The organism is Promicromonospora sp. Populi (assembly GCF_041081105.1).
Lineage (GTDB): Bacteria > Actinomycetota > Actinomycetes > Actinomycetales > Cellulomonadaceae > Promicromonospora.
On sequence record NZ_CP163528.1, the window covers coordinates 2,249,077 to 2,262,024 of the forward strand.

Annotated in this window: 12 protein-coding genes; 5 read left to right on the forward strand and 7 right to left on the reverse strand. The window is 72.5% G+C overall.

All coding sequences use genetic code 11. The features are described from left to right. Nucleotides 1-112 precede the first annotated feature (112 nt). From hemW to AB1046_RS10275, 4 genes are read right to left on the reverse strand one after another with little or no spacing between them, the layout of a single operon-like run. On the reverse strand, nucleotides 113-1,402 hold the full coding sequence (gene hemW, locus AB1046_RS10260; RefSeq protein ID WP_369374952.1) for a radical SAM family heme chaperone HemW: 1,290 nt from the start codon (nucleotides 1,400-1,402) through the stop codon (nucleotides 113-115). After that, on the reverse strand, nucleotides 1,403-3,283 hold the full coding sequence (gene lepA / locus AB1046_RS10265) for a translation elongation factor 4 (protein WP_369374954.1): 1,881 nt from the start codon (nucleotides 3,281-3,283) through the stop codon (nucleotides 1,403-1,405). Between the two features lie 4 nt (nucleotides 3,284-3,287). After that, nucleotides 3,288-4,325, reverse strand: a complete 1,038-nt coding sequence (locus tag AB1046_RS10270) for a CNNM domain-containing protein (RefSeq protein ID WP_369374956.1) — start codon at nucleotides 4,323-4,325, stop codon at nucleotides 3,288-3,290. Then, nucleotides 4,322-5,683: a hemolysin family protein gene (locus tag AB1046_RS10275; RefSeq protein WP_369374958.1), complete on the reverse strand. Its 1,362-nt coding sequence runs from the start codon at nucleotides 5,681-5,683 to the stop codon at nucleotides 4,322-4,324. The genes AB1046_RS10270 and AB1046_RS10275 overlap by 4 nt, the downstream gene beginning before the upstream one ends. 202 nt (nucleotides 5,684-5,885) lie before the next feature. Between AB1046_RS10275 and AB1046_RS10280 the strand changes: the two genes are divergently transcribed. Further along, on the forward strand, nucleotides 5,886-6,626 hold the full coding sequence (locus AB1046_RS10280) for a maleylpyruvate isomerase N-terminal domain-containing protein (RefSeq protein ID WP_369374960.1): 741 nt from the start codon (nucleotides 5,886-5,888) through the stop codon (nucleotides 6,624-6,626). 17 nt (nucleotides 6,627-6,643) lie between these two features. Here AB1046_RS10280 and AB1046_RS10285 read toward each other — a convergent pair whose 3' ends face one another. From AB1046_RS10285 to AB1046_RS10295, 3 genes are read right to left on the reverse strand one after another with little or no spacing between them, the layout of a single operon-like run. Continuing rightward, nucleotides 6,644-7,495, reverse strand: a complete 852-nt coding sequence (locus AB1046_RS10285; RefSeq protein WP_369374961.1) for a transglutaminase domain-containing protein — start codon at nucleotides 7,493-7,495, stop codon at nucleotides 6,644-6,646. Then, on the reverse strand, nucleotides 7,492-8,421 hold the full coding sequence (locus tag AB1046_RS10290) for an alpha-E domain-containing protein (RefSeq protein ID WP_369374963.1): 930 nt from the start codon (nucleotides 8,419-8,421) through the stop codon (nucleotides 7,492-7,494). Before AB1046_RS10290 ends, AB1046_RS10285 begins: the two co-directional genes overlap by 4 nt. After that, nucleotides 8,415-10,019 carry a circularly permuted type 2 ATP-grasp protein gene (locus AB1046_RS10295; protein ID WP_369374965.1) on the reverse strand — a complete coding sequence of 535 codons (1,605 nt, stop codon included), beginning with the start codon at nucleotides 10,017-10,019 and terminating at the stop codon, nucleotides 8,415-8,417. Before AB1046_RS10295 ends, AB1046_RS10290 begins: the two co-directional genes overlap by 7 nt. A 128-nt stretch (nucleotides 10,020-10,147) precedes the next feature. On the opposite strand from AB1046_RS10295, the gene AB1046_RS10300 reads away from it, so the two are divergent. Genes AB1046_RS10300 through AB1046_RS10315 form a run of 4 tightly spaced genes read left to right on the forward strand, consistent with a single transcriptional unit; the run spans nucleotide 10,148 to nucleotide 12,944 of the window. Further along, nucleotides 10,148-11,035: an aminoglycoside phosphotransferase family protein gene (locus AB1046_RS10300; protein WP_369374967.1), complete on the forward strand. Its 888-nt coding sequence runs from the start codon at nucleotides 10,148-10,150 to the stop codon at nucleotides 11,033-11,035. Nucleotides 11,036-11,093: 58 nt separating this feature from the next. Beyond that, complete coding sequence (locus AB1046_RS10305) at nucleotides 11,094-11,885, forward strand: alpha/beta fold hydrolase (RefSeq protein ID WP_369374969.1); 792 nt, start codon at nucleotides 11,094-11,096, stop codon at nucleotides 11,883-11,885. 35 nt (nucleotides 11,886-11,920) lie between these two features. Next, on the forward strand, nucleotides 11,921-12,352 hold the full coding sequence (locus AB1046_RS10310; RefSeq protein WP_369374971.1) for a type II toxin-antitoxin system PemK/MazF family toxin: 432 nt from the start codon (nucleotides 11,921-11,923) through the stop codon (nucleotides 12,350-12,352). 28 nt (nucleotides 12,353-12,380) lie between these two features. Next, nucleotides 12,381-12,944: a type II toxin-antitoxin system PemK/MazF family toxin gene (locus AB1046_RS10315; RefSeq protein WP_369374973.1), complete on the forward strand. Its 564-nt coding sequence runs from the start codon at nucleotides 12,381-12,383 to the stop codon at nucleotides 12,942-12,944. The last annotated feature ends 4 nt before the right edge of the window (nucleotides 12,945-12,948 follow it).

Consider the following 12,948-nt stretch of genomic DNA (forward strand, 5'->3'; position numbering starts at 1 on the left):
GGCGTACCCGTGTCGCCTCGAAACGGTGTGAATCGCCACAAGTATCAACGATTTCGCCCATCAGGCAAAACACGGCAAGCGCGGCTCCCGTGGATAGCACGGGGGCTGGTCATCAGGTCGTCAGGTCGCGCACGACGGCGTCGGCCAGGAGCCGGCCGCGCCGGGTCAGCACCGCGCGTGCGGGGGCGAGCGCGGCGCGGCCGTCGAGCAGCCCGCGCGCCACGAGGCCCGCCACCGCGGTGCGGCCCGCGGGCGACAGCACGCCGAGGTCGAGCCCCTCGCGCAGCCGCACTCCGAGCATGACCCGTTCGAGGTGTGCCTCGTCGAGGGTGAGCAGCTCCCGCCCGGCGCCGGGGCTGTGCCCGGCCTCCAGCCGCGTGGCGTAGGCGCGGGGGTGCTTGACGTTCCACCAGCGGACGCCGGCGGGCCGCGCCTCAGCGGTCGGCTCCGAAGCCGGCCCCGGCGCCGGCCCCGGCGCCGACACGTAGCTGTGCGCGCCGGGACCGATGCCCCACCAGTCGTCACCGCGCCAGTACCCGACGTTGTGCCGGCACTCGTGCCCCGGCCGGGACCAGTTCGACACCTCGTACCAGCTCAAGCCCGCGGCCGTGAGCAGGTCGTCGGCGAGCTCGTACTTGGCCGCCTGGTCGTCCTCGTCGGGCAGCGTGATCTCGCCGCGGCGCACCTGGGCGGCCATCTTGGTGCCGGGCTCGACCACCAGGGCGTACGCGGACACGTGGTCGACGCCGGTGTCCAGCGCCGTCTCGACGCTGGTGCGCCAGTCGTCCAGGGACTCGCCGGGTGTGCCGTAGATGAGGTCCAGCGACACGTCCAGCCCGGCGTCCCGGGCCCAGCGCACGACGTCGGGGATGCGCGCCGGGTCGTGGGTGCGCTCCAGCGTCGCCAGCACGTGGGGCATCGCGGACTGCATGCCGAACGAGACGCGCGTGAACCCGGCGTCGGCCAGGACCCGCAGGGACTGGGGCGTGACGGAGTCCGGGTTGGCCTCCGTGGTGACCTCGACGTCGTCGGACAATCCCCAGGCGTCCTTGATGCCGGTCAGGACCCGGGCGAGGTCCGTTGCGGGCAGCATCGTCGGGGTGCCGCCCCCGAAGAAGACCGTTCCGACCGCGGCGGGTGACCGGCCGGCGTCGGACAGCACCTGCCGCGCGAGCGTCACCTCGCGCAGGGCGGTGGTCGCGTAGGCGGCCTGGTTCGCGCCGCCGCCCAGCTCGGACGCCGTGTAGGTGTTGAAGTCGCAGTACCCGCAGCGCACCGTGCAGAACGGGACGTGCACGTACACGCCGAACGGCCGTGTGTCAGACGCCGGCGCCGTCGGGCGGACCCAGGCGGGCAACCCGCCGTCGTCGGGCACGGGAATGCCGGGAGGAAGTGCGGGCACCTACTTCTTCTTGTCCTTGGGGCCGTCCGAGTCGGAGGAGAGCGCGGCGATGAACGCCTCCTTCGGCACCTCGACGGAGCCGATGTTCTTCATGCGCTTCTTGCCCTCCTTCTGCTTCTCCAGCAGCTTGCGCTTACGGCTGATGTCGCCGCCGTAGCACTTGGCGAGCACGTCCTTGCGCATGGCACGGATGGTCTCGCGGGCGATCACGCGCGCGCCGATGGCGGCCTGGATCGGCACCTCGAACTGCTGGCGCGGGATGAGCTCCTTGAGCTTGGCGGTCATCATGACGCCGTACGAGTACGCCTTGTCGCGGTGCGCGATCGAGCTGAACGCGTCGACGTGCTCGCCCTGGAGCAGGATGTCGACCTTCACGAGGTCGGCCACCTGGTCGCCGCTCGTGTCGTAGTCCAGCGACGCGTAGCCGCGGGTCTTGGACTTGAGCTGGTCGAAGAAGTCGAAGACGATCTCGCCGAGCGGCAGCTTGTACCGCAGCTCCACGCGGTCCTCGGAGAGGTAGTCCATGCCCTGCAGGTCGCCGCGCTTGGACTGCGAGAGCTCCATGACGGCGCCCACGAACTCGGCCGGGGTGAGGATCGTGGCCTTGACGACGGGCTCGCGGACCTCCTTGATCTTGCCCCCGGGGAACTCCGACGGGTTGGTCACCTCGACCTTGGTGTTGTCCTCCATCGTCACCTCGTAGATGACGTTCGGGGCCGTGGAGATGAGCTCGAGGTTGAACTCGCGCTCCAGCCGCTCGCGCACGATCTCGAGGTGCAGCAGGCCGAGGAAGCCCACCCGGAAGCCGAAGCCGAGGGCCACCGACGTCTCGGGCTCGTAGTTGAGCGCGGCGTCGCTGAGCTTGAGCTTGTCGAGGGCGTCGCGCAGGATCGGGTAGTCGGAGCCGTCGATCGGGTACAGGCCCGAGAAGACCATGGGCTTGGGGTCGCTGTAGCCGTCGAGCGCCACGGTGGCGGGCTTGGCCGCGTTGGTCACGGTGTCGCCGACCTTGGACTGGCGCACGTCCTTCACGCCGGTGATCAGGTAGCCGACCTCGCCGACGCCGAGGCCCTTGGCCGGGTGCGGCTCGGGCGAGCTGACCCCGATCTCGAGGAGCTCGTGGGTGGCCTTCGTCGACATCATCACGATCTTCTCGCGCGGGTTCAGGTCACCGTCGATCACCCGCACGTAGGTCACCACACCGCGGTAGGTGTCGTAGACCGAGTCGAAGATCATGGCGCGGGCCGGGGCGTTCGGGTCACCGGTCGGGGCCGGCACGCGCTGCACGATGCGGTCGAGCAGCTCCTCGACGCCCACGCCCGTCTTGCCGGATACCTTGAGGACATCCGCCGGGTCGGTGCCCACCAGGTTCGCGAGCTCCTCGGCATACTTCTCCGGCTGCGCCGCCGGCAGGTCGATCTTGTTCAGGACCGGGATGATCTCCAGGTCGTTCTCCATGGCCAGGTACAGGTTGGCCAGGGTCTGCGCCTCGATGCCCTGCGCGGCGTCGACCAGCAGCACGGCGCCCTCGCACGCGGCCAGCGACCGGGACACCTCGTACGTGAAGTCGACGTGCCCGGGGGTGTCGATCATGTTCAGGGCGTGCGGCGTCACCACGCCGGCCTCGTCCGCCAGACCCCACGGCATCCGCACCGCCTGCGACTTGATGGTGATGCCGCGCTCGCGCTCGATGTCCATCCGGTCCAGGTACTGCGCACGCATGTCGCGCGAGCTCACCACGCCCGTGAGCTGGAGCATGCGGTCGGCAAGCGTGGACTTGCCGTGGTCGATGTGCGCGATGATGCAGAAGTTGCGGATCAGCTCGGGCGCGGTGGCATTCGGCTGGATGCGCGCGGAAGCTGCGGAAGTCGGGATGGGCACGGGCTTATTCTCCCACGGTCCGGCCCGCAGCCGTGCGCGGCAGGAGGCGCCTGAGCACGTCCGCGAGGGTCACCACGCCGTAGTCCGCCGCGGCCCCATCAGGACGGGGTACGACGGCGAGGTGGTTGCCCGTCTCCCGCATGCTCGTCAGGGCGCTGTGCAGCGGCACGTCGGCGGCCAGCTCGAACACGGGCCGGGTGACGCCCGCGACGGGCGCGTCGTCGGCCATCAGGAGCGTGTCGCGCACGTGCACGACGCCGTCCGCCCGGCCGCCGTCGCCCTGCACGATGATCCGCAGGTGGCCGGAGGCGCGGGACGCCTCCTGCACGTCGGCGGCAGTGGCCTCGTGCCCGACGGCGGCGGGCGCCGCGTGGTCGGCCAGCAGGTCCTCGACCGTCAGGCGGCGCAGGTCCAGCGCGCCGGAGAGCTGCGTCGAGTACGCGGCGGAGAGCGCACCCACGTTGGCCGAGTGCTCCACGAGGTGCCGCAGGTCGTCGGGGTTCTGCCCGGTCGCGGCCTCGTCAGCCGGCTCGACGCCCACGCGCCGCAGGCACCAGTTCGCCGCGCCGTTGAGCGCCAGTAGCACCGGCCGGGTCAGGGTCATGAACGCCCGCATCGGCAGCGCCAGCATCGTGGCGCTGGCCTCCGGGTGCGCGATGGCCCACGACTTGGGCGCCATCTCCCCCACGACCAGGTGCAGGAACGTGACGATGACCAGGGCCAGCACGAACCCCGCGACGTCGGCGGCCCAGAACGGCGCGCCCCACGTCTCGAACACCGGCGTCAGCCAGTGGTGCACTGCGGGCTTGGTGATGGCGCCGAGCGCCAGGGTGCAGACCGTGATGCCGAGCTGGGAACCGGCCAGGAGCACCGTGAGCTCGCTCGCGCTGCGCAGCGCGGCCCGGGCGGAGCGGCTGGTGGCCGCGGCGTCCTCCAGGCGGTGCCGCCTGGCGGCGAGCAGCGCGAACTCCACGGCCACGAAGAACGCGCTGAGCGCGATGAAAACGACGGTCGCGGCCAGGACGACCCAGGGGTTGCTCATCGGGTCTCCTCGTTCTCGCGCTCGACGACGGTGACCCGGACGCGGGACGGCACGTGCCGCTCCACCTCCAGCACCTCGATCCGCAGCGCCTCGGCGGGGGGTGGCTCGGGCGCGACAAGGTCGGCCGGGTCGGCGGGCAGCGGGACGTCTACGACGTCGCCCGCCGCGGGCAGCGAGCCGTGCACGGCGATCGCCAGCCCGGCGATCGTCTCGTGGTCGCCGTCCGGCAGGTCGTGCCCGACGGCGCGCTCCACCTCGTCGAGGTGGACGTCGCCCGCCATGACCCATACGCCGTCCGACGCGGCGGTCACGGGGTCGATCTCGTCGTCGTGCTCGTCGGTGATCTCGCCGACGAGCTCCTCGGCGAGGTCCTCGACGGTGAGCACCCCGGCGAACCCGCCGTACTCGTCCACGACGCAGGCCAGCTGGTTGTGCGTGGCGGACAGCTCCCGCAGGGCGTCCGGGAGCGCCATCGTCGTGGGCAGCACGAGCGCGGGGCGCAGCAGGTCCGCGGCCGACGCCGTCCCGGGGCCAGCCGAGAGCAGGTCCGCCAGGTGCACGACGCCGACCACGCCGCCGTTGTCGTCCACCACCGGGTAGCGGGAGTGGCCACCGGCCATCAGCTCGCGGACCTGCGCGAGCGTGTCTCCTGAGTGCACGACCCCGACCCGGGCGCGCGGGATCATGGCGTGCTCCACGTCCTGGCGGGGAAAGTCGAGGATGCGGTCGAGCAGCACCGACAGGTCCCCGGGCAGGTCACCGCTGGCGCGCGAGTCCGCGACGATGTGCTCGAGGTCGCGGACGGTCGCCGAGTGCTCGACGTCGTGCACGGGCTCGATCCGCAGCAGCCGCAGCAGGGCGTTGGACGCGGCGTCGAACACCCTGATGAGCCAGCCGAAGACGGCGAGGTAGAGCGTCGTGGAACGGGCGAGCCACAGCGCCACCGGCTCCGGCCGCGCGATCGCCAGGTTCTTCGGGACGAGCTCGCCGAACAGCATCTGCACGAGCGTCGAGAACAGGAGCGCGAGCACGGTGCCTATCGCGACGCCGGTGCCGACCGGCACCCCGACGCCGCCGAAGGCCTCGCCCAGCGCCGCGCCGACGAGCGGCTCGGCGACGTAGCCGACGAGCAGGCCGGTCACCGTGATGCCGAGCTGGGCTCCGGAGAGCATGAAGCTGGTGCGCCGGGTCACGCCGAGCGCTCGTCGCGCCCCGGCGTCGCCGGCCTCGGAACGGGTCGCGAGGCGTGCGCGGTCGACCCTCATGTACGCGAACTCCTGCGCCACGAAGTAGCCCGTCACGGCGGTGATCGCGAGGATCACCAGCACGCCCAGCAGGAGGGAGATCACCCAGCTCAACGCCACCACCTCCGCCCGGCGAGGTATCGGCGTACAGCTGGGCGGGGACTATGACTGTCGGCGTCCATGTTCCTTCACTGAGCGTTTCACTGGGAGTGTGGTCGGTCGAAGAACGACGGGGATCGTCATACGGTTCCACGGCTCGGGCGGCTCGTCATCCGGAGCACGCCCGGGTGTCGGTGGCGGGCGGTACTTTCGGCACATGACCCTCGACCACCTGTCGCTGCTGGCCCGGTTCCAGGGCGGCTTCCTCGCCGCGGTGCCCGACGCCGACCCCGACGCGCGGGTTCCCGCCTGCGGTGAGTGGACGGTGCGGGAGCTGGTGGAGCACCTCGCCGGGGTGCACCACTGGGCCGCGGGGCAGGCGCGGGCCGAGCGGGGTGTGCCTCTCGGCGACGGGCCGTTCGACCTGGCACCGCACTACGCCGCCCAGGCCGCGACCCTGCGCCGGGCCCTGGCCGAGCTCGACCCCGACGCGACCGGTCGGGTGCTCGCCCATCCCGCGCCCATGGGGCCCGGTCCGGTTCGGTTCTGGCACCGCCGGCAGACCCACGAGACGCTCGTGCACCTGCACGACCTGTTGGCCGCCGCCGCGGGTGCAGGTGCGCTCGGCCTGGTCGAGGCGGAGCCCGAGGTCTGGGCCGACACCATCGACGAGGTGGTCACCATGTTCCAGCCGCGCCAGGTCGGCCTGGGCCGCATGGCGCCGCTGCGCCACCCGGTCGCCCTCGTGGCGACCGACGTCGTCGGCGCGCCTGCCTGGGTGCTCGGCGCGCCGGGCGAGCGCGCGGACGAGGTGGCGCCCGGCGTCGTCGTCTCCGGGACCGCGGAGGGGCTGGCGCTGATGCTGTGGCGCCGCCTCACGCCCGCGGAAGCAGAGCTCACGATCGAGGGCGACCCCGCCAGGCTCGAGGCCGCACTGGCGCAGCCGATCGTGCCGTAGTGCCAGTGCCGTGGCCGCTAGCCGAGGCGCGTGATCTCCACCGTCACCGCGAGGGTCGACGAGGCGGCGCCGGCGTAGACGCCCTTGAACGGCGGCACGTCGCCGTACTCGCGCCCGCGCCCGACCACCACGTGGTCGCCGCCCACGAACATCCGGTTCGTCGGGTCGTAGCCGACCCACTCGCCGGTCCACCACTCGACCCAGGCGTGCGACTCGCCGTTGACCTGCTCGCCGATCCCGGCGTCCGGCTCGGGGTGCAGGTACCCCGACACGTACCGCGCCGGGATACCGACCGAGCGCAGCGCGCCGAGCGCGAGGTGCGCCATGTCCTGGCACACCCCCTTGCGCGCCTCCCACGCCTCGACCGCGGGCGTGTGCACGGTCGTCACACCGCGCACGTACTCGAGGCGCTCCCGTACCGCGAGGCAGATCGCCTCCGCTGCCCGGTCGGGGTCCAGCCCGCCCGCCGCCTCCAGGGCGAGCGCCGCGAGGTCCGGCGGCGGCGTGGTGACCGGCGACTCCGCGAGGAACGCCGCCTGCGCGTCGAGCACGGGCTCGCTCGCCAGGTCCTCCCACCCGGGCACGTCGCCGGCGGGACGACCGCCCGCGGAGTACCCCGAAGCCTCCACCAGCGACTCCGCGACGATCTTGAGCTGGGTGTGCGGACGCAGGATCTCGAACGCCGTCACGCTCGTGCCCCAGTAGTCGGTGTGCTCGGCGGACCACGTGGTGGGCGCCATCACCAGGGATGCTCCCCGCACCGTCTGGCGTGCGTCCTCGACGGGGCGCATGCGCACCTGGTTGTACGAGTCCGTGACCGGCGACGCGTAGTCGAACCGGGTCGTGTGGACCACCTTCAGCAGCGTCACAGCGCCTCCTCCACCCAGGCCGTCGTGGCCACCGCTGGAAAGTATCGGTGCTTGATCGCGCCGCTCGCCCGCGCGCACGCCACCTGGACGCGCTCCATGGCGTCCGGCAGGTCGGCGAGCAGGTCACCGAGCCGGGCGAACTCCAGCTCGGAGCGCATGATCCCCAGCGCCCGGCGGGCGTCGTCGGAGACCGCGTGCCGGCCCTCGACCGGCTCCAGCTCGCGCAGGGCCCGCTCCGCGGCGTGCAGCGCGTAGACGATCGACCGCGGGAACAGCCGGTCGAGGATGAGGAAGCCCGCCGCGTCGGCGTCGGACGCCCGGCCGCGGTACGCGCGCAGGTACGCCTCGTACCCGCCGCAGGACCGCAGCAGCGTGTTCCAGCCGGGACCGCCCGTGCCGAGCCGGGCCTGGGTGGTGATGAGGCGGGCGGTCATGTCGGCCCGCTCGATCGCCTGGCCCAGCACCATGAAGTGCCACGTCGAGTCGCGCGGCGTCGCCGACTCCATCAACCCCGCTACGACGGCGGCCCGCTCCCGCACCCAGGAGAAGAACTCGTGCGGCCCCCGGCCCGCGTGCGACGGGAGGGTGTTGCGGGTGGTGTTCAGGCACTCCCACAGGTCGGTCGAGACGATCTCCCGCGCGCGGCGGGCGTTCTCCCGCGCCGCGAGCATCGACCCGGCGATCGACGACGGGTTCTCCCGGTCGTGCGCCAGCAGCCGCAGCACGGTCTCGCGGTTCACCTCGCCGTCGTCGGGCCGGGCGGGATGGTCCATGATCGCCAGCAGGGACCGGCAGGCCGTGGCCTCGTCGGCCCACGGGTCCTCCGACAGCATCTGGACGTGGACGTCGAGGATCCGGGCCGTGTCGTCGGCGCGCTCGACGTACCGCCCGATCCAGAACAGCGACTCCGCGATCCGGCTCAGCATGGCGCTCTCCCTCCCGTGGTCGAGACCTGCTGCTGCTGTTGCTGCTGCTGGTTCGTGGCCACGTCGTCCGGGTTGGTCGCACGCGGCACGCCGGGCGCCGGCTCGGACGGCCGAGGGGTAGGCGTGTGGCGTTCGACCGGAGTCGGCACCACCTGGCGGAAGTCGGTACCCGCCTCCAGCACCCAGGTGTCCTTGGACCCGCCGCCCTGGGACGAGTTCACGACGAGCTGCCCCTCCGGGAGCGCTACCCGGGTGAGGCCGCCGGGCAGCACCCAGACGTCCTTGCCGTCGTTCACCGCGAAGGGGCGCAGGTCCAGGTGGCGGGGCCGGAAGGCGCCGTCGACAAACGTCGGCCCGGTCGAGAGCTGCACCACTGGCTGCGCGATCCAGCCGCGCGGGTCCTCGACGATCCGGGTCCGCACCGCGTCGATCTCGGCGCGGGTGGCCTGGGGCCCGACGACGATGCCCTTGCCGCCCGACCCGTCGACGGGCTTCACGACGAGCTCGTCGATCCGGTCGAGCACCTCGGCGCGGGCGTCGGGGTCCTCGAGGCGCCAGGTGTCGACGTTCGCGAGCACCGGCTCCTCGGCCAGGTAGTAGCGGATCAGGTCGGGCACATAGGTGTAGACGAGCTTGTCGTCGGCGACGCCGTTGCCGATCGCGTTCGCGAGCGTGACGTTCCCGAGCCGCGCGGCGCCCACCAGGCCGGGCACGCCGAGCATCGAGTCGCCGCGGAACTCGACGGGGTCGATCCACTCGTCATCCACCCGCCGGTAGATGACGTCGACGCGGCGCGAGCCCTCCGTCGTCCGCATGTAGACGCGGCCGCCCTTGGTGTACAGGTCGCGCCCCTCGACCAGCTCCACACCCAGGAGCCGGGCCAGGAGGCTGTGCTCGAAGTACGCGGAGTTGTAGACGCCCGGGGTGAGCACCACGACGGTCGGGTCGGGGACGCCGTCGGGCGCGCTCGCCACGAGGGCGGCGAGCAGCCGCTGCGGGTAGTCGACGACGGGCTGCACCCGCAGCCGGCTGAACAGCTCGGGGAACGTGCGGACCATGGCCCGGCGGTTGCTCACCACGTAGCTCACGCCCGACGGGACCCGGACGTTGTCCTCCAGGACGCGGTACCGGCCCTCCTCGTCGCGGACCAGGTCGATGCCGCTCACGTGGCAGCGCACACCCCCGGCCGGGCGGATGCTCGCGGCGACCCGCTGGAAGTCGGAGCTCGACTGGACGAGCCGCTGCGGCACCACACCGTCCTTGACGGCCTGCTGCGCGCCGTAGACGTCGTCGAGGAACGCCTCCAGGGCCCGGACCCGCTGCTGGACGCCGAGCGCGATGTCCGTCCAGTCGTCCTGCTCGATGACGCGCGGCACCACGTCCAGCGGGAAGGGACGCTCCTCGCCCGCGAAGTCGAAGGTCACCCCCTGGGCCAGGTACGAGCGCGCGAGGGCGTCCGCCCGCGACGCCACCTCGTCGGCCGTCAGGCGGGTGAGCCTTCCGTGCACCTGCTCGTAGCAGGACCGCAGCTCGCCGTCGCGGTCCAGCATCTCGTCGAAGGCCTGCTGGAGGGGATAACCATCAAACAGGTCTGCCATGTTCGAACTTTAGGACGATCATTACGACTTGCCGGTTCCGGGCATGTTTCGGCTCGATGTCGGTATTGGCGGGTGCGCCGCTCGTAAAGCGCTGGCCTGGGGTTCCGCGTCGGTGCCACGGTGTGCGCATGAGCCTGCACGACGACGAGGTCGTCTCCACCCCTGACCTGGTGCACCGCCTGGTCGCGGACCAGCTCCCGCAGTGGGCGCACCTGCCGGTGACGCCCGGTCCGGCCGGCGGCACCGACCACCACCTGTTCCGGCTCGGCGACAAGCTGCTGGTCCGGATGCCCAAGATCGCCTGGGCGCAGGACCAGGCGGTCAGCGACGCGCGCTGGCTCCCGCACCTCGCGCCGCACCTGCCGCTGCGGCTGCCCGTACCCGAGGCGGTGGGCGAGCCGGGCGCGGGCTTCCCGTTCCGCTGGTCCGTGACCCCCTGGCTCGACGGCGCGTCCCCCGCCGTCGACGAGCTCGGGACCGGCGCCGCCCGTGGGCTCGGCGAGTTCGTCGCCGCACTGCGCGCCGTGAGCACCGTGGGCGCCCCGGTCAAGGACGGCACCTCCCGCGGCGTCCCGCTCGCCCGGCTGGACGACGACGTCCGCGCCGCCATCACCGCGTCGGGCACGCGCATCGACGGCGCCGCCGTGACCAAGGCGTGGGACCGGGCGCTGGGCGCGCGCCCGGCGTCGGACGGCCGCTGGATCCACGGCGACCTGCTGCCCGGCAACCTGCTGGCCGACGGCGGGGACCTGACCGCCGTCATCGACTGGGGCGGCGTGGGCGTCGGCGACCCGGCCGCCGACCTGATCCCCGCCTGGACCCAGTTCACGGGCGCGGAACGCGCGGCCTTCTACGAGACGGCGACCGCCGGGCTGGCCGATCCCGACGACGCCTGGGAGCGCGGGCGCGGCTGGGTCCTGGTCCAGGCGGTGATCGCGCTGCCGTACTACTGGGACCGCTGGCCCGAGTTCGCGCGGGGCAGCCAGGAGCGGATCGCGGCGGTGCTGGCCGACTGACCGCGCGGCCTGGTGGGCCGGACCGATGAGTCCGGGGCGCCACCGTCGTCGGACAGGCATGACTGATTACGCAACCACCAGCCAGGGCGACCGCGTCGCCTACGACCTGTACCGGGGCTCCGGCCCCGCGCTCGTGTTCGTCGCCGGCGCCGGGCCGTATCGCGCCGTGGACCCGATCACCACACCCACGGCGCAGCTCCTCGGCGACGCCGGCCTGACCGCCGTCGTGTTCGACCGGCTGGGGCGCGGGGAGAGCCTCGCAGACGGGCGGCTCGACCTGGACCGCGAGCTGGCGGCCGTCGCCACGATGATCGAGGTCGCGGGCGGGTCCGCCGTGCTGTGCGGGCACTCTTCCGGCTGCTCCATCTCGCTCGCAGCGACCGCCGCGGGGTTGCCCGTCGACGGCCTCGCCCTCTGGGAGGCACCCCTGGGCGACCCCGCCGACAAGACCCGGACCTGGGCCGACGCGATCCTGCGCCACCTCGACGCCGAGGACTACGTGGGCGCCACCGAGAAGTTCATGGAGGACATGCCGCCGGAGTGGCTGGCGGGTATGAAGTCCGCGCCGGACTGGCCGGAGAGCGCGCGGTCGTCGCGCAGCCAGCGGGCCGACGCGCAGTCGCTCGCCTGGGCGCAGCAGGCGCTGGAGGACGGCGCCCTCGACGTCAAGGTTCCGGTGCTCACCATGTACGGCACGGCGACCTTCCCGGAGATGCCCGTGGCAGCGGCCAGCATCGTGGCAGCAGTCGAGAAGGGCAGGGAGAAGGAGATGCCGGGCGCTATGCACTCCTGGGAGCCGGAGCCGATGGCGGCGGAGCTGGCGGAGTTCGCGCGGGCGTGCGCCGGTTAAGTACTGGATTAAACCGTTCCGGTACGGTTTCGGGCGTGACCTTCGCATCTGACAACAGCTACCCCGGCGACTACGAGGGGGACGTCCACCCGATCTACCACCCCGAGCTGGACGGCGAGCCGGACCCCGGCGAGGTGGTCTGGACCTGGGTGCCCTACGAGGAGGACCACAGCCAGGGCAAGGACCGGCCCGTGCTGCTCGTCGGCAAGGACGGGCCGTGGCTGCTGGGCCTCCAGCTGTCCAGCCAGGACCACGACCGCGACGCGCTGCAGGAGGCCCGTGCCGGCCGCATCTGGATGGACGTCGGCACGGGCCGCTGGGACCCGTCCGGGCGTGACTCCGAGGTGCGCATCAACCGGGTGGTGCGCATCGACCCCGACGACGTGCGCCGCGAGGGCGACGTCCTGGCGGAGGACGTCTTCAACGACGTCGTGAAGTACATGGAGCGGGCGCTCGACCTCACCTGAGGCACGACGCCGGGCTACCCTGCGGTGCGTGACTCAGAACCCGTGGATCAAGCTGCTCGGCGACGTCGTCGAGGCCGTGGCGCGCGCCGCCTTCGACCAGAAGGACCGCCCGAGCGGCGACCGGCCCGCGCCGGGGCCGAAGCCGGGTCCGAAGCCCGCGGGCCGGCGCACGTCGCAGGGCCAGGAGGTGCCCGACACCGACGGCTACCCCGGCGACTACGAGGGCAAGGTCACGCCGGTCTACCGCCCCGAGCTCGACGGCGAGCCAGACCCGGGCGAGGTCGTCTGGTCGTGGGTGCCCTATGAAGAAGATCACAGCCAGGGCAAGGACCGGCCGGTGCTGATCGTGGGCAACGACGGCCCCTGGCTCCTCGCGCTGCAGCTCACCAGCCAGGACCACGACCGCGACGCCAAGCAGGAGACGCGCGCCGGGCGCCGCTGGATGGACATCGGCAGCGGCGCCTGGGACAGCTCCGGGCGCCCCTCCGAGGTGCGCCTCAACCGCGTGATCCGGATCCACCCCGACGCCGTGCGCCGCGAGGGCGCGATCCTGGACCGGGCGGTCTTCGACCAGGTCTCTGCCGCGCTCTGAACTG